The organism is Qiania dongpingensis, from assembly GCF_014337195.1.
In the GTDB taxonomy this organism is placed as follows: Bacteria; Bacillota; Clostridia; order Lachnospirales; family Lachnospiraceae; genus Lientehia; species Lientehia dongpingensis.
Map to the genome: position 1 here is coordinate 2268597 of NZ_CP060634.1, position 18256 is coordinate 2286852.

The following is an 18256-nucleotide window of genomic DNA, read 5'->3' on the forward strand; positions in this document are numbered from 1 at the left end:
AGGAGGAGAACACATGAAACGTACAATTATTGACGCCAGTCAGTTAGAGCTGTCAGATAAAGTAGTTGCGATCAAACGTGTGTCCAAAACCGTTAAAGGTGGACGTAACATGCGTTTTACCGCTTTGGTCGTTGTCGGAGACGGCAATGGTCATGTGGGTGCAGGCATGGGAAAAGCTACGGAGATCCCGGAAGCTATCCGTAAAGGCAAGGAAGATGCAGTTAAGAACATGATCGAGGTTCCCGTAGACGAGAACAAGAGCATCCCTCATGATTTCATCGGTAAATTCGGCAGTGCATCCGTACTGCTGAAGAGAGCTCCTGAAGGTACCGGCGTTATCGCAGGCGGTCCTGCGCGTAACGTGCTGGAGATGGCAGGAATCAAGAATATCAGAACAAAATCTCTTGGGTCCAACAACAAGCAGAACGTCGTTCTCGCTACACTGGCCGGCCTGAAGAGCTTAAAGACTCCGGAAGAGGTTGCCAAGAACCGCGGCAAATCTGTTGAAGAGTTAATTGGCTAAAGGAGGAAACTTAAAATGGCGGAGAAATTGAAAGTTACACTGGTGAAATCTACCATTGGTGCTGTTCCGAAGCATAAAAAGACTGTTGAAGCTCTTGGCTTAAGAAAGCTGAATAAGACGGTCGAGCTTCCGGATAATGACGCTGTCAGAGGCATGATCTGGCATGTGAGGCACTTGGTGAAAGTAGAAGAAATCTAGTTCCAGGAGGAGGTGCGCAAGATGGAATTATCAAATTTAAGACCCGCTGAAGGCTCCAAGCACAGCGACGCTTTCAGAAGAGGCCGTGGACACGGTTCAGGCAACGGCAAGACAGCAGGTAAGGGACACAAAGGCCAGAAGGCACGTTCCGGAGCTCCCAGGCCTGGTTTTGAAGGCGGTCAGATGCCTTTATATAGAAGACTTCCTAAGAGAGGCTTCACAAACAGGAATACAAAAGTGATCGTGGGCATTAACGTAGAAGCCCTTGAGAGATTCGACAACGATGCGGTCGTTACGGTTGAGACCTTAATGGAGAGCGGCATTGTGAAGAACCCCAGAGACGGCGTTAAGATTCTCGGTAACGGCGAGTTAACCAAAAAGCTTACGGTTAAGGTGAACGCATTTAGTGAAGGTGCAAAAGCAAAAATTGAAGCTGCTGGTGGAAATGCAGAGGTGATCTGATATGTGGAAGACACTCCAGAATGCATTTAAAATAAAAGAAGTCAGAAAGAGGATCCTTTACACATTCTTCATTTTAATTGTAGTGAGAATTGGCGCTCATCTGCCAGTTCCGGGTGTTAACACGGCATACTTTGCCGATTGGTTTGCAAGCCAGTCCGGCACGGCATTCAACTTTTTTGACGCCATGACCGGCGGCTCATTTACGAAACTCTCTGTATTTGCACTGAGCATTACTCCTTATATCACATCCTCCATCATCATCCAGCTCCTTACCATTGCAATTCCGAAGCTGGAAGAGATGCAGAAGGAAGGCGAAGAAGGAAGAAAGTTCATAGCCAAGATCACGAGGTACGTGACGGTTGGTCTCGCGCTTATCGAGTCCACCGCCATGGCGATCGGATTTGGACGCTCCGGCCTGATCCTCGACTATACCTGGTACAATGTCATTGTCGTCATCGTGACCATGACAGCCGGCAGTGCGATGCTCATGTGGCTGGGTGAAAGAATTACAGAAAGGGGGATTGGGAACGGCATTTCCATTATCCTCCTGATCAATATCCTGTCCGGGCTGCCGGATGACTTTGCCGCGCTTTATGAGCGGTTCATGTCAGGAACATCTGTGGCGAAAGCGGCGCTTTCCGCAGTCATCATCCTGGTCGTCATTCTGGCCATGGTGGCCTTCGTCGTCATGCTCCAGGGCGGGGAAAGAAGAATTCCCGTGCAGTATGCCAAGAAGATGCAGGGGCGGAAGTTTGTGGGCGGACAGTCCAGCAACATTCCGATGAAAGTGAATACGGCCGGCGTGATACCGGTGATCTTCGCTTCTTCCCTCATGTCTTTCCCGGTGGTCATCGCACAGTTTTTCACAGTGGACTACTCCACCTTTGGCGGCAGGATCCTTTTGGGACTCAGCTCCTCCAACTGGTGCAGGCCCTCTGACCCGATTTTAAGCATCGGCATGATTGTTTATATTCTATTGATCGTTGCTTTTGCATATTTTTATACCTCAATCACCTTCAATCCGATTGAGATCGCGGATAACATGAAGAAGCAGGGTGGTTTTGTTCCAGGCATCCGCCCGGGACGCCCCACGTCGGACTATCTGAACAGGATTCTTAACTATATCGTATTCATTGGCGCGGTCGGCCTTACGGTCGTGGCCATCATCCCGATTCTGTTCTCCGGCCTTTTCAACATCGGCCAGCTGTCCTTCGGAGGCACATCCATCATCATTATCGTGGGTGTCATCCTTGAAACACTGAAGCAGGTGGAATCCCTGATGCTAGTGAGATACTACAAGGGCTTCCTGAGCGACTAATCTGTATGCCGCAGCGGGAATGTTCCCGCTGCAGTATAGCTTCCGGCAGACTGCAAAGGCGCCGGAGCCCAGTTGTCGGAGGGAAATGATATGAGACTTATTATGTTAGGAGCACCTGGGGCAGGAAAAGGGACACAGGCGAAGAAGATTGCCGACCGGTACCAGATTCCGCATATATCCACGGGTGATATCTTCCGGGCCAACATTAAGAATGGCACGGAGCTTGGAAAAAAGGCGAAAGCTTATATGGATCAGGGCGCGCTTGTTCCGGATGAACTGGTGGTCGACCTGGTCGCTGACAGAGTAAAACAGCCGGATTGTGAAAACGGCTATGTATTGGATGGATTCCCGAGGACCATTCCCCAGGCGGAAAACTTGGATGCGGTGCTCACTTCCATGGGGCAGAGGATTGACTATGCCATCAATGTAGAGGTGCCGGATGACCATATTGTCCGCCGGATGTCCGGAAGACGGGCCTGCGTAGGCTGCGGGGCGACGTATCACATCGTTCATGCTCCCGCCGCAAAGGAGGGAATCTGCGACAGATGCGGAGAGGCGCTCATCTTAAGAGATGACGACAAGCCGGAGACCGTGTCAAAACGTCTTGCCGTGTACCATGAACAGACCCAGCCCCTTATGGAGTATTACAGCCGGAAGGGCTGTCTGGCGGAAGTGGACGGCACTGAGGACATGGAAGATGTCTTCGCGGATATCTGCAGAATATTAGGAGAATAGCAATGGCAGTTACCATCAAATCAGAAAGAGAGATCGAACTGATGAGGGAAGCCGGGCGGCTCCTTGCCAAAACCCATGTAGAACTTGAAAAAGCGCTCCACGCGGGAATGACAACGAAGGAAGTTGACCGCATCTGTGAGGAGATCATCAGAAGCTACGGATGCATCCCGTCTTTCCTGAATTACAACGGTTTTCCCGCATCCGTATGCGTATCCGTCAACGACGAAGTCGTTCATGGGATCCCGACCAGAAGCAGGGTGATTCACGAAGGCGATATTGTCAGTCTCGACACGGGACTGATATACAAGGGCTATCAGTCAGATGCAGCCAGGACCTACGGCGTAGGAGAGATCAGTGAAGAAGCGGCAAAGCTCATCGAGGTGACGAAGCAGAGCTTCTTTGAAGGAATCAAATATGCCAGACCCGGATATCACATCAATGATATCGGGACTGCGGTGCAGAAGTATTGTGAACAGTTCGGCTTTGGCGTTGTCCGCGACTTGGTAGGACACGGCATCGGAACCGAAATGCACGAAGCGCCGGAAATCCCCAATTTCGATACGGGCAGAAGGGGCATAAGACTCAGGCCCGGTATGACGCTGGCCATTGAACCGATGGTCAATATCGGCCGTTTCGATGTGGCCTGGACGGATGATGACTGGACCGTGGTCACGGAAGACGGTTCTCTGTCGGCTCATTATGAGAATACGATTCTCATCACCGAAGGGGAGCCGGAAATCCTTTCCCTGTAGGCGGTGCCGGACATGAGGAAGGAAACAGGCGGATTCGCCATTTCAAAAGCCGGTCATGACAAAGGAAAGCTGTATGCCGTCATCGGATACCGGGAGGGAAAATACCTGCTGGCCGATGGGAGGATAAGAACTTTGGAAAAAGCCAAACCGAAGAAGGAAAAGCATCTGCAGTTCATCCATGCACAGGATGAGCGGCTGGCAGAACTTATGAGGGGCGGAAAGCCGGTCAGGAATGAAGACGTGAAGCGGGCCATAAAGCTGTATCAGGCCAAGGTCCCCACCAAGTAGGAGGTAACGGGATGTCAAAGAGTGACGTTATTGAAATTGAAGGAACCGTAGTGGAAAAACTGCCCAATGCCATGTTTCAGGTTGAACTGGAAAACGGACATCAGGTACTGGCACATATCAGCGGCAAGCTTCGTATGAACTACATCAGGATCTTGCCGGGTGATAAAGTTACTTTGGAACTGTCTCCTTATGACCTGTCCAAGGGAAGGATCATCTGGAGAGATAAGTAACATTGGAAAAAATCCCATATTTGCGCTTGCTTTTAATAGGGGTAGGTGTTATAATGATATGCGGACTTTTTTGTGAAAGGAGAGTAAACCTGTGAAAGTAAGATCATCTGTTAAACCGATTTGTGAGAAATGCAAGGTTATTAAAAGAAAAGGCAGCGTCAGGGTTATTTGTGAGAATCCGAAGCATAAACAGCGTCAGGGCTGACACGGGAGCGCAGGTTTTTAATTTGCGGTGTCGGTATACCCACTAAAATCGTGCGGCTGCATTGTGAACACACCCGGGAGGGTTGTTCATGATGATTAAATAAAAATGGAAACAGTAATGAGAATAACAATGGAGGTGTAATACACACATGGCTCGTATTTCAGGTGTCGATTTACCAAGAGAAAAGCGCGTTGAAATCGGATTGACTTATATCTATGGGATCGGTAGGACTAGTGCCAGCCGCCTCTTAAAGGAAGCCAATGTAAACCCTGATACTCGTGTGAGAGACCTGACTGATGAAGAAGTCAAGAGGATCTCATCCGCCATCGAGGCAGATCACCAGCTGGTTGAAGGTGATCTCCGCCGTGAAGTGGCGATGAATATCAAGAGATTACAGGAGATTGGCTGTTACAGAGGCATCCGTCATAGGAGAGGTCTGCCCGTTCGCGGTCAGAAGACCAAGACAAACGCCAGGACCAGAAAAGGTCCCAGGAAGACAGTAGCGAACAAGAAGAAATAAGCAGGCTGCTGACAATGCGTATTTATACTGCATTGATTAAGTAACAGGTAAACAAGTAAAAGAAAGTAGGTTAGTTTAAAATGGCTAAAAAAGTGTCCACTGCAAAGAAAGTGACAAAAAAGCGTGTTAAGAAAAACGTTGAACGCGGACAAGCGCACATCCAGTCATCTTTTAACAATACCATCGTAACGTTAACAGATACACAGGGCAATGCTCTGTCATGGGCTAGTGCAGGCGGTCTGGGATTTAGAGGTTCAAGGAAATCTACTCCATATGCAGCGCAGATGGCTGCAGAAACTGCTACGAAGGCAGCACTTGTACATGGATTGAAGTCCGTTGACGTAATGGTAAAGGGCCCCGGATCAGGTCGTGAGGCTGCTATCCGTGCACTGCAGGCATGCGGTCTGGAAGTAACCAGTATCAAAGACGTAACCCCGGTTCCCCATAATGGATGCCGTCCACCCAAACGTAGAAGAGTTTAATTAGGAGGTGCTGAAAAGTGGCAGTAGATAGAGTTCCTGTTCTTAAAAGATGCAGGTCCCTTGGACTTGACCCGGTTTATTTAGGAATAGATAAGAAATCAACGAGAGAATTAAAGAGATCCAATAGGAAGATGAGCGAATACGGCCTTCAGCTGCGCGAAAAGCAGAAAGCCAAATTCATTTATGGTGTGTTAGAGAAGCCTTTTAGAAATTACTATGCAAAAGCTGAGAGAATGAGCGGCATGGTTGGTGAAAATCTTCTTATCATGCTGGAGTCCAGACTGGACAACGTACTGTTCAGAGCCGGCCTCGGCAGAACGAGAAAAGAAACGAGACAGATTGTGGATCACAAGCATGTCCTGGTAAACGGCAGATGTGTGAACATTCCGTCTTTCCTGGTAAAAGCAGGCGATGTCATCACTATTAAAGAAAAAGCAAAAGATTCCCAGAGATACAAGGATGTTCTGGATGTGACAGCCGGAAGGCTGGTGCCGGAGTGGCTCGATGTGGATGCTGAGAACCTCTCTGTTACGATCAAACAGCTCCCCACAAGAGAGATGATCGATGTACCGGTTAACGAAATGCTTATCGTCGAGCTGTACTCCAAATAATCCGAAAGACATTAGGAGTGTCCGAAATTTTTCGGCCCTCAACTTTATACCCATAAGGAGGGCTTAATAGTGTTCGATTTTGAAAAACCCAATATTGAAATTGTTGAGATTTCAGAAGATAAGAAGTATGGAAGATTCGTTGTCGAGCCTCTGGAGAGGGGATATGGCACTACTCTGGGCAACTCCCTGAGAAGGATCATGCTGTCTTCTCTGCCGGGAGCGGCGGTCAGCCAGGTAAAGATCGACGGTGTCCTCCATGAATTCAGTTCCATCCCGGGTGTTAAAGAAGATGTGACTGAGATCATTATGAACCTGAAGAACCTGGCGATCCGGAACACCAGCGAGACCAATGAGCCGAAAGTGGCTTATGTGGAATTCGAGGGGGAAGGCGTTGTAACAGGCGCCGATATCCAGGTTGACCAGGATATTGAAGTGATCAATCCGGAGCAGGTGATTGCCACCCTCAGCGGCGGCAGCGACTGCAAGCTGTACATGGAACTGACCATCACCAAGGGCCGGGGCTATGTGAGCGCGGATAAGAACAAGAGTGAGGATCTGCCCATTGGCGTGATCGCGATCGATTCCATTTACACTCCCATTGAGCGTGTGAATCTCTCGGTTGAGAACACTCGTGTAGGTCAGATTACCGATTTCGATAAGCTGACTCTGGACGTATATACCAACGGCACTCTGGCTCCCGACGAAGCGGTAAGCCTCGCGGCTAAAGTACTGAGTGAACATCTGAATCTGTTCATTGACCTTTCTGAAAATGCCAAGACTGCGGAAGTCATGGTAGAGAAGGAAGACAATGAAAAAGAGAAAGTTTTGGAAATGAACATTGATGAGCTTGAGCTCTCTGTCCGTTCCTACAACTGTCTGAAGCGCGCGGGCATCAATACCGTAGAGGAGCTGACGAACCGCACTTCAGAAGATATGATGAAGGTCAGGAACCTGGGCCGCAAGTCTCTGGAGGAAGTTCTCGGCAAGCTGAAAGAGCTTGGACTCGAGCTCAATCCCAGCGACGAATAATAGGAAACATTATGGATACAAAGCAGACGGTCAGTAAGCCCGAAGATGCATGGCCGCCTGTTCCACAAATGGAGGAAAGAAATCATGGCAGGTTATAGAAAACTTGGAAGAACTTCAAGCCAGAGAAAAGCATTGTTACGCAATCAGGTGACAAATCTTTTATACCATGGCAAGATCGTGACTACGGAAGCAAAGGCGAAGGAAATCCGCAAGATTGCTGAAGGCCTGATCGCTATGGCAGTAAAGGAAAAAGACAACTTTGAAGAGGTTACTGTTACTGCGAAGGTGGCAAGAAAAGATAAAGATGGCAAGAGGGTAAAAGAAGTGGTAGACGGAAAGAAAGTTACCGTTTATGACGAGATCCAGAAGACCATCAAAAAAGATAAGCCCAGCAGGCTGCACGCGCGCCGTAAGATGCTGGAAGTGCTGTATCCTGTGACCGAGGTTCCGAAGGAAGTCGCCGGCCGCAAGAAAAACACGAAATCCGTTGATATGCCCGCAAAGCTTTTTGACGAGATCGCTCCGAAATATGTTGACCGCAAAGGCGGTTATACCAGAATCGTGAAGATCGGTCAGAGAAAAGGCGACGCAGCAATGGAAGTGCTGATCGAGCTGGTATAATGAATTGATTTTATTATGAGTATTTAAAGGCTGTCTGCCGTATGAACGGTATGACAGCCTTTTTTATTTTATAAGACACACTTTTCTGGTGTTGTTACAGTGTGATGATCTTCCTCTCTGCGGCGTTAAGCGACGGATTTTCGATATACTCCATCAGGAGAGAAGCGGCCTGTCTGCCCATTTCCTCCTTTGGATGGGTGACGCTGGGAATCCTCTGCAGGTTGTATAGCTTTGTGACGTCGGAATTGTCGAAGCTGGCCACAGAGACTTGATCCGGTATGGATATGCCTCTGGCGATATAGTGGCGTATGATATGGCAGGCGATCAAGTCGTTGTAGCAGATAAGAGCGCTGCAATGGCCCAGAATATCCATGGCAAAGGCGTCGGCGTAATTTGTTTTCCGCCGCCTCTCTTCCGGCTGGTTGGAATCACTGTACCATCCGATATAGTCCTCCTGAATCTCCATCTGATTATCCATAAGAGCGTCGATATAGCCAAGATATCGATTGACACCCTGCATTTCGTCGAACTTAAAAAGTCCGGCGATATTTTTATGCCCGGCATTGATCAGACGCTGTGTGAGCTCATAAGATACCCTGCGGTCATCCCAGACGATGGCAGGAGCAGGTACGTTGGTGTAGCCATTGTGAACGAAAACATACGGGATTTTCTGTTCGGCCAGCTGCCGGAACAGAGCGTCATTTGGAGTGGGGAAGCTGCTTTTGGTTCCCTCTATGATCAGGCCGGAGACATTGCTTGCCAGCATTTTCTGAAGAAAGCGGGCCTCATTGCCCACGCGGTTGTGACTGAGCTCCAGCAGGATGCTGTATCCCTTGGAAGAGAGGACGTTTTCTATCCCGTTGAGTACGTTGGCGTTAATGTAACCGGAAATGGTGAGAAAAATGACCCCGATCGTCTTTTCACGCTGCCGCACCGGCTTTTTTACAAAGCTGCCGCTCCCCTTGACCCGTTCCACGTAGCCTTCCCGGCACAGCCGATCCATGGCGTTCCGTACTGTCTGGCGGCTGATCTGGAATTGTTCACAGAGAGAGGCCTCTGACGGCAGCTTTTCTTTATAGCCAAAGGAACCGTCGTTGATCTTGCCAATTAGCCAGGTATAGAGGGCCTTGTATTTTATATTGCTTGTATTCAATACATAGTCTGACATAAAAATTTCTCCATTCAACACCGTATTTATTCAAGAGCGGTGAATTTTTCGCATATGTTAAGCATACAGGAAAGCCATTAAAAATGCAAGAGCTCAGAAAGATGTATTTAAAATTAATATTTAATTGGTATTATTCATAAAATATATCATTAATGTATATATTTATGGTTGAAGAATAAAAGACAGATATTGTCCGCTTTTTGATGCCGCTGAAATGGGGAATATGATGAAAAATTACCAAAATGGTCAGAGATTATTTGCGAAAAGAATACATAATGCTGTTGAGTTCTTTAAAATAAATACATGAACTTAAAATAATGGGTATAAAACTCACAAAAAGGTATTTACAAATGTGCGCATATATGCTATTGTTGTAAATACAAAACAAGGACAGAAAATGAGAATGTGTACTATAATATTAAAAAAATAAATACATGTTTTGGACGATGAAAATACAAGTCTAAATGACGGGAGGGGAACATATGACAGTTATGGAGCCAGTCACCGTTGGATATGTGCCTACGCGAAGAAGTAATTTCAGCGTTGAGGCGGCACTGCACTATAAGGAGGAGATTGCGGACCAGATAAAAAAATTTCCAATCCGCCTGGTCGACATTGAGGACATCAATGAGGAAGGACTGCTGCTTTGCCAGTCGGATGTTCCGAAAGTCATTAAAAAGATGAAAGAGCAGGATGTGGACGCACTGTTTTTCCCGCACTGCAATTTTGGGTGCGAGGGCGCGATCGGACAGGTAGCCGCCGCGCTCCGGGTACCGGTGCTTTTGTATGGACCGCAGGATGACGCTCCCGACGAGACGGGGATGAGGACCAGGGATTCGCAGTGCGGACTTTTCGCATCGGGGAAAGTGATGAGAAGACATAATGTGACTTTTTCTTACATAACGAACGTATCTCCCACAGATGATGTGTTCCTTCGCGGATTTGAGCGTTTCATCCGGGCAGCGGAGGTGGTGAAGACCATGAAGCATATCCGTGTGCTCCAGATTGGGCCAAGACCCTGTGATTTCCTGAGCGTGATGGCAAACGAAAGTGAGCTGATGGAAAAATTCGGGATCGAGGTCTTTCCGATATCTCTCATGGAGCTGGAATTGGAGATGGAGCGGATACGGAGGGAAGAGAAAGACAAACTGGAGGAAGTCTCCTGCTTTATAAGCAGGGCCTATACCGGACCAGGGGCCGAAAGGACCGGACCGAGAGAGACCTTAGCGGCGATGAAGCTGGCCGTTCAGAGCTTTGCAGACAGATATCTGTGTAACTGCGCGTGTATTCAATGCTGGGCCGCCATGCAGGAAAAGCTGGATATTTATCCCTGCGCGGTGAATTCCATGCTGGCCGACGAGGGGTTCCCCGTGGCCTGTGAGACGGATATAAATGGAGCTGTTTCAGCAATGCTGATTCAGGCGGCCGCCGGAAACCGCATTCCGCATTTTCTGGCGGATCTGACCGTGAGGCACCCGGAAAAGGAAAATGTAGAACTCCTGTGGCACTGCGGAGCATTTCCGTCCGCTTTTGCAAAGGATAAGAAGAACTGCCGGATCACAGAGGCGTGGGACGGAAATCCTCAGTGCGGAAATTGTGCCTGGGAGCTTCAGAACGGAGATATCACCGTATGCCGCTTCGACGGGGACCATGGGGAGTATTCGCTGTTCCTGGGGGAAGGGAAAGGGATCGACGGCCCATACTGCCGGGGGACATATGTGTGGTTTGAGGTGAATGACTGGCCGGCCTGGGAACACAAGCTGGTCAAAGGTCCTTATATTCATCATGTGGCTGGTACTTATGGAAGGGTCGCCGATGTCCTGTATGAGGCCTGCCGGTATATTCCGGGGCTTCGGGCGGATCCGGCGTATCCGTCTGACATAGAACTGGAGAGACGGCTCAGGTCATAGAGGTATTTTGATAAAAAGGGTCAAAAGGAGAAGAGGATATGAGTAATAATGAGAAAATGCCCGGAACAGCAAACAAGCCGAGAGTATCGCTGCTAAAACGGTTCTTTCTGCAGTCCTATTCCAGCGCGATTGTTGCGATCGTCATACTGGTGCTGGTGTTCACCGTATTTACAGATGCGTTTCTGACGCCCTTTAATATTTTCAACCTGTCCAGAACGGCTGCCGTTTATGCCTTTATCGGAGCGGCCCAGCTGATCTTGATGGTCATCGGAGATATGAATCTGGGCATCGGCGCCTGCGGGGCTCTCTCCACGGTGGTGATGGGGACCCTGATGGCAAACTATGGAATGGGAACTCTGCCGTCCATCCTGGCGGCTCTGGCGGTATCGGCAGTCTGCGGCCTGGTCATAGGGCTGCTGGTGGTAAAGCTGAACCTGAATCCCTGGATCATTACGCTGGCCATGTCTTTCATATTCAACGGACTGGCGATTGGCAGCTCTCATGGCTATTCATATGAGATGACAGCGGCTTTGACATGGGCGGGCCGGAAAAAGGTAGGGATGTTCTCCTTCCTGTTCATTCTTATGATTGTATTGGTGGTAGTTCTTTACATTGTATTCCGTCACACGAAATATGGAAGGGATGTTCTGGCGGTGGGCGGCAACCGGACGGCGGCCAGGCTGTCGGGAATCAATGTGAACTGGATCGTGATCTCCTGTAATATCCTCTCCTGCATATTTGCCTGTGTCGCCGCGATCCTGTGGGCTTCCCGGACGGGGACGGCCTCGCCCAATACAGGCTCCGACTGGATGATGTATTCCATAGCCGTATGCGCCATAGGCGGTATTCCGCTTCTGGGAGGCAGCTTCACGGCGCTGGGCTTCTTCTGCGGTTCCTGGATACTGACCATGGTCCGAAACGGGCTGACGATGTTAAACGTGGATGTTTATTATGAACAGGTTTTCCTGGGCGCGATCATCCTGCTGGCCGTATCGGTGGAATCTGTACGGGCCAGGGTAGCGGAGAAAATGATGTGACAAGGATAAATGGCCCTTCGGTAAGGCCGGGGCTTTTATAAAAAATAGAAAGTGGAGGTAGAAAGGATGAAAAAAAGGTTAGTTAGTTTGATGTGTGCAGCGGTCATGGCAGTCAGCCTGATCGGCTGCGGAGGCGGCAAGGCGGCGAATGAGACCACAAAGGCTCCGGACGCTTCGAAGGAGACGACGGCGGCAAAGGAAAGCGACGGCCAGAAGGAGACGACGGCGCCGGAGACCACGAAGGCGGGAATCGATACCAGCTCACTGGAACGGGAGCTGAAGCTCTCTAAAGATCCCAGCGAGTATAAGATCTGTGTTTACTGGCCGGCTCCCGATACTTATTTCGAAGAGAATATCCAGCCCGGGTATCAGCAGATTGAAAAAGAATATGGCGTGACCATTGACTATGCCATCGGCACGGAATGGACACAGGACATCGAGAACCAGATTGTAGAGGCGAAAGCGGCTGAGGGATATAATTTATTCCTGATCTACGGCGCGGATACTTCCGGAGCCAATGCTCTTTACAAAGAGCTGATAGAAGCGGACTGCAAGGTTATAAATTACGGCGGCAAGGTAGACGATCCTCAGGAATCGGCAGCCACCATCTGCGGCGATGTGTATGATTACTCTTATGAAGCCACTAAGAAAATGATCGAGGAGATGGGCGGAAAAGGTTCTATCATCAATGTCCTTGAGAACCTGGGAGACGTAAATACTCTGGAAAGACAGAAGGGCGTAGAGGCGGCAGTGGCTGAAAGTGACGGCGTGACCATCTGCCAGACCATCGGCGATATTACGACAGAGGATGAAGGATACGAAAAAGTAGCGAACGCGCTGGCGGCAAACCCCAACGCGACAGGGATCATTGCCACCGGAGGCACGGCTTCCAGAGGCATGACCAACGCTTTGAAGGATTATTATGCTTCCAACAGTGACGCAAAGCATTTGTACGCAGTGGCGACGGACCCCTCTGAAGAAGTGTTGGGCGGTCTGGAAGACGGGACACTTGACGTCGGAGTAGCACAGAACGGCTATGGACAGGGATATCTGGGAAGCCTGTCGCTGCTGTATATGGCAGAGGGATGGACCATCAAAGACTGGGGAGTACATATTGTGACCGGCTATGTCTTCATTACAAAGGATAATATAGATACCTATGATAAAGAGATCGAAGAGCTGAGCGTTAAGATCGCGGCAGATCTGGAGTCCACATATCTGAACAAGCCGGAATAAATTTATCTTCTTCTGTTCCCCTCTCCTTGCCTGGAGAGGGGAATAAGAAAGAGATTAAGATCCTTTGCAGAAACCGGAGGAATATATATGCTGGAAGTTAGCGGTGTTTCAAAATCCTTTCCGGGCGTAAAAGCGCTACAGGATATCTCGGTACCGTTTAAAGACGGAGAGATCCACGCACTCTTGGGGGAGAACGGCGCCGGAAAAAGTACATTGATGAAGATTATCTGCGGAATCTATAAAGCAGATACCGGCAAGGTCGTGCTGGATGGAAAAGAGCTGAAACTTCATGGCTACGGCGATGCGGTGAAGCAGCACATCAGTATGGTGCACCAGGAGATCCAGCTGATTCCCGAAGGGAGTATTGCGGAAAACATCATCAATGACAAGATAAGCCAGTTTACAAAATTCGGATTTGTGAACTGGAAAGCCATCAATCAATTTGCGCTTAAATATATGAAAGAGGTGGGACTTGATTTTCCGCCGGAAAAGAAAGTGCGCTTTTTGAGCGCGGCGCATAAACAGCTCATCCAGATTGCGAAAGCGCTGAGCGCCGACGCGCGGGTCCTGCTTTTGGATGAACCGACCTCGTCTCTCACACGCCATGAGGCAAACACCTTGTTTGAGCTTGTGCGGAAGCTTAAAGATAAAGGGATGATAATCATATTCGTGTCCCATAAGCTGGAGGAAGTACAGGTTATCGCCGACCGGGTGACCGTGTTCCGCGACGGACGACTGGTAGGGACGGACAGCATTGGAAATATGGAAAATTCCAAGATTATTAAAATGATGATCGGGCGGGATTTTGTGTACCGTTACCGCGGCAGGCTGGACGCTTACAATGGTGAAGTCGCCCTGGAAGCGAGAAATATCACATCCCGTATCCATGGATTCAAGGACATGAGCTTCAAAGTGCATAAGGGGGAAATATTGGGCTTCTATGGACTGGTTGGCTCCGGCCGTACGGAGCTGGTCCGGACTATGCTGAATATTGATAAGCGCGACGGGGGAGAAGTATTGCTTTGGGGGAAACCGGTGAAGATCGATTCATTTAAAACGGCCCTCCATAAATATAAGATTGGATATGTGACGGAAAACAGAAAAGAAGAGGGCTTGTTCCTGGAACATACGGTAGCCATGAACGTCTGTGTGAATTCCTGGAATAAGAGCTATTACCGGCATATTCCGTTTATCAATTTAAAAAAAGAAAAGGAAAACGCGGATGTATTCGCGAAGCGCCTGGAGATTAAGACGCCCAGCCTCAATACGCTGGCCGGGAAGCTTTCCGGCGGCAACCAGCAGAAGATCAGCATTGCAAAATGGCTGGCGGCGGACTGCGACATCCTGATCATCGACGAACCGACCGTCGGGGTGGATATCGGCGCAAAGGAATACATTCATGAACTGATCTGGAATCTGGCGGCTAAGGAAGGAAAGACTGTGATCTTGATTTCCTCCGATATGAACGAGATGATCTCTCTGGCCAGAAGGATCCTGATCTTCAGGGACAGACAGATAACTGGAGAACTGTCCGGCGAAGAGTTCTTCGCAAAGTCCGGCGAGGAGATCAGCACCGAAATCGGAAAATCATTTGTGTAGAGGAGCCGGGACAATGGAGACGGTGAAGAAACACGCTTATATGGCGGAAATAAAAAAAGAGCAGGCAGAACGGTATATTGCGGACTGCCGGAACAGAAAAGAAGAGCTGGACAGGAAAATGAAAGAGGCCGGTTTCCTGCAGTGCAGGCTTTATATGCAGGAAGTGGAGAAAAGAACCTGTCTGTTCTGTTACACCGAAACGGCAGAGAACGGAAAAAAAGAGACGCCATGTTCCGAATGGGGAGATAAATGGAAAGAGGCCAGGCATGTATATGAGTTTAAGCTTCATGAAGGGGATGACCTGACCTGCCTGCAGTCCAAAGGCATCATCATCGGTGCAAAAAGAGAGCTTCTGGATGAATATATCCGTCTGCACGATTACCAGCCTCAGATCATTCACGATCTTTGCTATCAGAACGGCTTCCGGAAATCCTCGATCTTTGTGACGGAGCTTCCCGGGGGAGGCCTGTATCTCCTGCAGTTCGTGGAGTTTCTGGGAGAAGAGAATCCGGCTCTTTATGAAAATGATACTTATCAGGAATGGCTGAGAGTCACCGGAGAGTGTCAGATACCGCTTCCGGGAGAAGAATTCTGGAAACAGATGCGGCCGGTATATGAGTTTAAACGATAATAAGGAATACGGAGGAAAGGAAACAATGAAACGTTCACTGGTAAATGCTTCGATCCGTTATGCGGAAGAGCTGTTGGAGAAAAACAATTTTAAACTTCCTGAATTTGGGTACTGGGACCTGGAGGAATGGAAGAAGCACAAAGATGAGATTGACGTGATCGATAAGCTCATGCTGGGATGGGATATGACGGACCATGGATTGGGCCGGTTTGACGAGATCGGATGCGTACTTTTTACGATCCGAAACGGTTTGCTGGATAATCCGGAGGTGGGTGTACCTTACGCGGAGAAGCTGCTGATATTCAAGGACGGACAAAGACTTCCCATCCATTATCATGGTTTTAAGACGGAAGATATCATCAACCGCGGGGGAGGCGTGATGTTCATCAAGCTGTATAATACCATAGACGGAAAAGCGGCTGACACGCCCGTGGACATTTATCAGGACGGGATCAAGCATACCTACGCGGCAGGAGAAGAAGTGCTGATCTATCCCGGCAACAGCATCAGCATCACTCCCGGGATCGCCCATACGTTTGGCCCGAAGCCGGGATCCGGGGACCTGATCTGCGGCGAGGTCTCCAAGATCAACGACGATAACATAGATAACTATCATATCGAGCTCCAGCCGAAGCAGTATGCGGACATAGACGAAGATGAACCGGTGATCCATCCCCTGTGCAACGAATACAAAAAGCTTGTTCTGCAGTGAGATATACAGGGATATTCGGACAGATGCCGCGAAAACGGCATCTGTCTTTCTAATTCAAAAGAAGACCATATTGCGTACTTTGGCGGCAGGAGTTAAAATAGTAGCATAATAGGGGCACACATTCTTCTTAATTTGGGAAAGAGGTATAAGGAAATGGATAATCAGAACAAAGAATATGATGTGATCTGCATTGGCCAGGTGGTACAGGATATCCTGGTGACGGATATTCCGGAGGATGCCCTGGTGTCTGGAAAGGATACCGTGATGGCGGGCCAGGTGCTGCTGGCTTCCGGGGGAGACGCGGTGAATGAGGCTGTGACCCTGGCCAGGCTGGGAGATCATTCTGCGCTGCTCACCAGGCTGGATAAACGGAACGTGGGCGATATGATCTTTGGGGATCTGGTGCGGGAAGGCGTCGATACCTCTCTTTTGGTGCGACCGGACGACTGCAGGACCTTCTCTACGGTGGTCGTGGTAAAGCCAAACGGAGACCATTCTTTCCTGGTGGGACCGGGGGAGAACTTTACTCCGGAGATGTCGGATGTGGATCTGTCGGTGCTCAGAAAAACGAGGGCCGTGACGGCAGGGAGCCTGTTCGCTTTGGGAGCGCTGGACCAAAACGGGATTGAGGTGATTTTTGAAGAGGCACAGAAAGCCGGCGCGCTCACCATTGCGGATATGAATTTTGACTGTGCGGGAATTGGTCCCCATGCGGTGAAAAAGGTATATCCGTATACGGATTATCTGATGCCCAGCTATGACGAGGCAGTCTATGTGACCGGTGAAAAGGATCCCGACGCGATCGCGGATGTATTCTTAAACGCCGGAGTCAAAAATGTGGTGCTTAAAATGGGAGCGGAAGGGTGCTTTTTCAAGAGCGGGGAAAAGAGGTTTTTCACCGATCCCTTTAAGATTAAACCGCTGGATACTACGGGATGCGGGGACAACTTTGTGGCAGGCTTTGTACACTGCCTGCTGAAAGGAATGGAGCCGGAAGCATGCGCAGAATTCGCCTGCGGTGCGGGAGCCTTGAATTCCCAGGGGCTTGGCGCCCATTTGTATATCCGGTCGGAACAGCATGTGGAGGAATTTATCAGACAGGCGGAAAAGGCGGCGCTTAACAGGAAATAGCCGGACAGGATATTCCCAGGGAAAATTCAGAGGTTGCTAAATTCCGGAAACCTAAGTATAATGGTAATAATGTGATTTGGTGAGGGGGGATTCCCGTGCTGAGGGAGAAGCGCCGCCGGCAAATATATGAGATGCTGATGGAGGACGGCGAGGTTCAGACAAGCCAGCTTTGCCGAAAATTTCAGGTGTCGGATATGACGATCCGCCGGGATCTGGAATATCTGGCGGGAGGGAAAAATGTAAGCCGTACCCATGGAGGCGCTGTGTTCCTGGGACAAGCCAAGGAAGACATGGAATTTAAGGGAGCCACAGAGCAGGCGAAGGAAATGATCGCCAGAAAGGCATTTGAGCTGATCGGCGCCACACAGAGGATTTTCATCGACTCAGGAACGACGACTACGCTTTTGGCGAAGAACCTTCCGATGGGCAGCCGGAACATAGTCGTGACCAATAATCTGAAGATTGTGGACCAGGTTTCAGACCGCCCCTATATTTCGGTATTGATCATCGGAGGATCGCTGAGGATTCAGACGCTGTCCTGCTACGGGGCGCAGACCGAAGAGCAGATTGGCCGCTACCGGGTGGATATCGCATTCCTGGGAGCCACGACAGTGGGAGAGGACGGCTATTTTTACGACGGCTATCCACCGGAAGCCGGCGTAAAACAAAGCATCATCAAATCAGCGATGGAGACTTATGTTTTGGTGGACTCCTCCAAATTCAATCAATACAGCCTGATATCCTACAGCCACATAAAGGATGTTACGGGTGTGATAACAGACAGCAATATCAGTCCGGAAACGAAAGAGAGGCTTCAGAAGATGGGAGCCAATCTGATCGTGGCTGATTTATGACAGT

23 protein-coding genes are annotated in these 18256 nt (G+C 49.4%); 22 read left to right on the forward strand and 1 reads right to left on the reverse strand.

What is annotated here, in order from left to right; all coding sequences use genetic code 11:
• Positions 1–13: 13 nt before the first annotated feature.
• The 14 genes from rpsE (at position 14) to H9Q78_RS10620 (ending at position 7974) form a co-directional block, all read left to right on the forward strand.
• Positions 14–523: a 30S ribosomal protein S5 gene (rpsE, locus tag H9Q78_RS10555; RefSeq protein ID WP_147595158.1), complete on the forward strand. Its 510-nt coding sequence runs from the start codon at positions 14–16 to the stop codon at positions 521–523.
• Positions 524–538: 15 nt separating this feature from the next.
• Positions 539–721, forward strand: coding sequence for a 50S ribosomal protein L30 (gene rpmD / locus H9Q78_RS10560; RefSeq protein ID WP_249301626.1), 183 nt, complete (start codon positions 539–541; stop codon positions 719–721).
• A 21-nt stretch (positions 722–742) separates the two neighbouring features.
• Entirely contained in the window at positions 743–1183 is a 441-nt protein-coding gene (gene rplO, locus H9Q78_RS10565; protein ID WP_249301627.1) for a 50S ribosomal protein L15, read from the forward strand.
• Position 1184: 1 nt separating this feature from the next.
• Complete coding sequence (gene secY / locus H9Q78_RS10570; RefSeq protein ID WP_249301630.1) at positions 1185–2501, forward strand: preprotein translocase subunit SecY; 1317 nt, start codon at positions 1185–1187, stop codon at positions 2499–2501.
• Positions 2502–2591: 90 nt separating this feature from the next.
• Positions 2592–3236, forward strand: a complete 645-nt coding sequence (locus H9Q78_RS10575) for an adenylate kinase (RefSeq protein ID WP_249301633.1) — start codon at positions 2592–2594, stop codon at positions 3234–3236.
• A 2-nt stretch (positions 3237–3238) separates the two neighbouring features.
• Complete coding sequence (gene map, locus H9Q78_RS10580; protein WP_147595153.1) at positions 3239–3988, forward strand: type I methionyl aminopeptidase; 750 nt, start codon at positions 3239–3241, stop codon at positions 3986–3988.
• Positions 3989–4000: 12 nt separating this feature from the next.
• A complete protein-coding gene (locus tag H9Q78_RS10585; protein WP_249301636.1) occupies positions 4001–4276 on the forward strand; it encodes a KOW domain-containing RNA-binding protein in 276 nt (91 codons plus the stop codon).
• Positions 4277–4287: 11 nt separating this feature from the next.
• Complete coding sequence (infA, locus tag H9Q78_RS10590) at positions 4288–4506, forward strand: translation initiation factor IF-1 (RefSeq protein WP_147595151.1); 219 nt, start codon at positions 4288–4290, stop codon at positions 4504–4506.
• A gap of 91 nt (positions 4507–4597) precedes the next feature.
• Entirely contained in the window at positions 4598–4711 is a 114-nt protein-coding gene (gene rpmJ / locus H9Q78_RS10595; RefSeq protein ID WP_022088561.1) for a 50S ribosomal protein L36, read from the forward strand.
• Positions 4712–4859: 148 nt separating this feature from the next.
• The gene (rpsM, locus tag H9Q78_RS10600; protein ID WP_147595150.1) at positions 4860–5231 is read left to right on the forward strand and encodes a 30S ribosomal protein S13; all 372 of its coding nucleotides are present in this window, start codon (positions 4860–4862) and stop codon (positions 5229–5231) included.
• An 80-nt stretch (positions 5232–5311) separates the two neighbouring features.
• Positions 5312–5713 carry a 30S ribosomal protein S11 gene (gene rpsK, locus H9Q78_RS10605; RefSeq protein ID WP_087221165.1) on the forward strand — a complete coding sequence of 134 codons (402 nt, stop codon included), beginning with the start codon at positions 5312–5314 and terminating at the stop codon, positions 5711–5713.
• 17 nt (positions 5714–5730) lie between these two features.
• Positions 5731–6324, forward strand: a complete 594-nt coding sequence (gene rpsD, locus H9Q78_RS10610; protein ID WP_147595149.1) for a 30S ribosomal protein S4 — start codon at positions 5731–5733, stop codon at positions 6322–6324.
• Positions 6325–6393: 69 nt separating this feature from the next.
• Positions 6394–7353: a DNA-directed RNA polymerase subunit alpha gene (locus H9Q78_RS10615; RefSeq protein ID WP_147595148.1), complete on the forward strand. Its 960-nt coding sequence runs from the start codon at positions 6394–6396 to the stop codon at positions 7351–7353.
• An 84-nt stretch (positions 7354–7437) separates the two neighbouring features.
• Entirely contained in the window at positions 7438–7974 is a 537-nt protein-coding gene (locus tag H9Q78_RS10620; RefSeq protein ID WP_147595147.1) for a bL17 family ribosomal protein, read from the forward strand.
• Positions 7975–8068: 94 nt separating this feature from the next.
• Here the strand turns inward: H9Q78_RS10620 and H9Q78_RS10625 are convergent, their stop codons facing one another.
• The gene (locus H9Q78_RS10625; RefSeq protein ID WP_249301639.1) at positions 8069–9142 is read right to left on the reverse strand and encodes a GntR family transcriptional regulator; all 1074 of its coding nucleotides are present in this window, start codon (positions 9140–9142) and stop codon (positions 8069–8071) included.
• A 482-nt stretch (positions 9143–9624) separates the two neighbouring features.
• Between H9Q78_RS10625 and H9Q78_RS10630 the strand changes: the two genes are divergently transcribed.
• The 8 genes from H9Q78_RS10630 to H9Q78_RS10665 all read left to right on the forward strand — a co-directional run bounded on the left by H9Q78_RS10630 (position 9625) and on the right by H9Q78_RS10665 (position 18252).
• Positions 9625–11052 (forward strand): L-fucose/L-arabinose isomerase family protein, encoded by a 1428-nt coding sequence (locus H9Q78_RS10630; protein WP_249301642.1) that lies wholly within the window; start codon positions 9625–9627, stop codon positions 11050–11052.
• Positions 11053–11090: 38 nt separating this feature from the next.
• Entirely contained in the window at positions 11091–12089 is a 999-nt protein-coding gene (locus H9Q78_RS10635; protein ID WP_249301644.1) for an ABC transporter permease, read from the forward strand.
• A 66-nt stretch (positions 12090–12155) separates the two neighbouring features.
• Entirely contained in the window at positions 12156–13325 is a 1170-nt protein-coding gene (locus tag H9Q78_RS10640; RefSeq protein ID WP_249301645.1) for a sugar ABC transporter substrate-binding protein, read from the forward strand.
• An 87-nt stretch (positions 13326–13412) separates the two neighbouring features.
• Positions 13413–14924 (forward strand): sugar ABC transporter ATP-binding protein, encoded by a 1512-nt coding sequence (locus H9Q78_RS10645; protein ID WP_249301647.1) that lies wholly within the window; start codon positions 13413–13415, stop codon positions 14922–14924.
• A 13-nt stretch (positions 14925–14937) separates the two neighbouring features.
• Positions 14938–15555 (forward strand): L-rhamnose mutarotase, encoded by a 618-nt coding sequence (locus tag H9Q78_RS10650; RefSeq protein ID WP_249301650.1) that lies wholly within the window; start codon positions 14938–14940, stop codon positions 15553–15555.
• A gap of 25 nt (positions 15556–15580) precedes the next feature.
• Positions 15581–16267 (forward strand): D-lyxose/D-mannose family sugar isomerase, encoded by a 687-nt coding sequence (locus H9Q78_RS10655; protein WP_249301653.1) that lies wholly within the window; start codon positions 15581–15583, stop codon positions 16265–16267.
• 153 nt (positions 16268–16420) lie between these two features.
• Positions 16421–17398, forward strand: a complete 978-nt coding sequence (locus H9Q78_RS10660; protein ID WP_249301657.1) for a carbohydrate kinase family protein — start codon at positions 16421–16423, stop codon at positions 17396–17398.
• 95 nt (positions 17399–17493) lie between these two features.
• On the forward strand, positions 17494–18252 hold the full coding sequence (locus tag H9Q78_RS10665) for a DeoR/GlpR family DNA-binding transcription regulator (protein WP_231061810.1): 759 nt from the start codon (positions 17494–17496) through the stop codon (positions 18250–18252).
• Positions 18253–18256 lie beyond the last annotated feature (4 nt).

Excerpts from the sequence above, each read along its gene's own strand:
- H9Q78_RS10650 (WP_249301650.1), top strand. The coding sequence starts at position 14,938 with ATGGAGACGGTGAAGAAACACGCTTATATGGCGGAAATAAAAAAAGAG.
- H9Q78_RS10585 (WP_249301636.1), top strand. The coding sequence starts at position 4,001 with ATGAGGAAGGAAACAGGCGGATTCGCCATTTCAAAAGCCGGTCATGAC.
- H9Q78_RS10575 (WP_249301633.1), top strand. The coding sequence starts at position 2,592 with ATGAGACTTATTATGTTAGGAGCACCTGGGGCAGGAAAAGGGACACAG.
- H9Q78_RS10645 (WP_249301647.1), top strand. The coding sequence starts at position 13,413 with ATGCTGGAAGTTAGCGGTGTTTCAAAATCCTTTCCGGGCGTAAAAGCG.
- rplO (WP_249301627.1), top strand. The coding sequence starts at position 743 with ATGGAATTATCAAATTTAAGACCCGCTGAAGGCTCCAAGCACAGCGAC.
- rpsE (WP_147595158.1), top strand. The coding sequence starts at position 14 with ATGAAACGTACAATTATTGACGCCAGTCAGTTAGAGCTGTCAGATAAA.
- H9Q78_RS10640 (WP_249301645.1), top strand. The coding sequence starts at position 12,156 with ATGAAAAAAAGGTTAGTTAGTTTGATGTGTGCAGCGGTCATGGCAGTC.
- H9Q78_RS10630 (WP_249301642.1), top strand. The coding sequence starts at position 9,625 with ATGACAGTTATGGAGCCAGTCACCGTTGGATATGTGCCTACGCGAAGA.
- rpsM (WP_147595150.1), top strand. The coding sequence starts at position 4,860 with ATGGCTCGTATTTCAGGTGTCGATTTACCAAGAGAAAAGCGCGTTGAA.
- H9Q78_RS10625 (WP_249301639.1), bottom strand. The coding sequence starts at position 9,142 with ATGTCAGACTATGTATTGAATACAAGCAATATAAAATACAAGGCCCTC.
- map (WP_147595153.1), top strand. The coding sequence starts at position 3,239 with ATGGCAGTTACCATCAAATCAGAAAGAGAGATCGAACTGATGAGGGAA.
- rpmD (WP_249301626.1), top strand. The coding sequence starts at position 539 with ATGGCGGAGAAATTGAAAGTTACACTGGTGAAATCTACCATTGGTGCT.
- H9Q78_RS10620 (WP_147595147.1), top strand. The coding sequence starts at position 7,438 with ATGGCAGGTTATAGAAAACTTGGAAGAACTTCAAGCCAGAGAAAAGCA.
- H9Q78_RS10635 (WP_249301644.1), top strand. The coding sequence starts at position 11,091 with ATGAGTAATAATGAGAAAATGCCCGGAACAGCAAACAAGCCGAGAGTA.
- secY (WP_249301630.1), top strand. The coding sequence starts at position 1,185 with ATGTGGAAGACACTCCAGAATGCATTTAAAATAAAAGAAGTCAGAAAG.
- infA (WP_147595151.1), top strand. The coding sequence starts at position 4,288 with ATGTCAAAGAGTGACGTTATTGAAATTGAAGGAACCGTAGTGGAAAAA.
- rpsK (WP_087221165.1), top strand. The coding sequence starts at position 5,312 with ATGGCTAAAAAAGTGTCCACTGCAAAGAAAGTGACAAAAAAGCGTGTT.
- H9Q78_RS10660 (WP_249301657.1), top strand. The coding sequence starts at position 16,421 with ATGGATAATCAGAACAAAGAATATGATGTGATCTGCATTGGCCAGGTG.
- H9Q78_RS10655 (WP_249301653.1), top strand. The coding sequence starts at position 15,581 with ATGAAACGTTCACTGGTAAATGCTTCGATCCGTTATGCGGAAGAGCTG.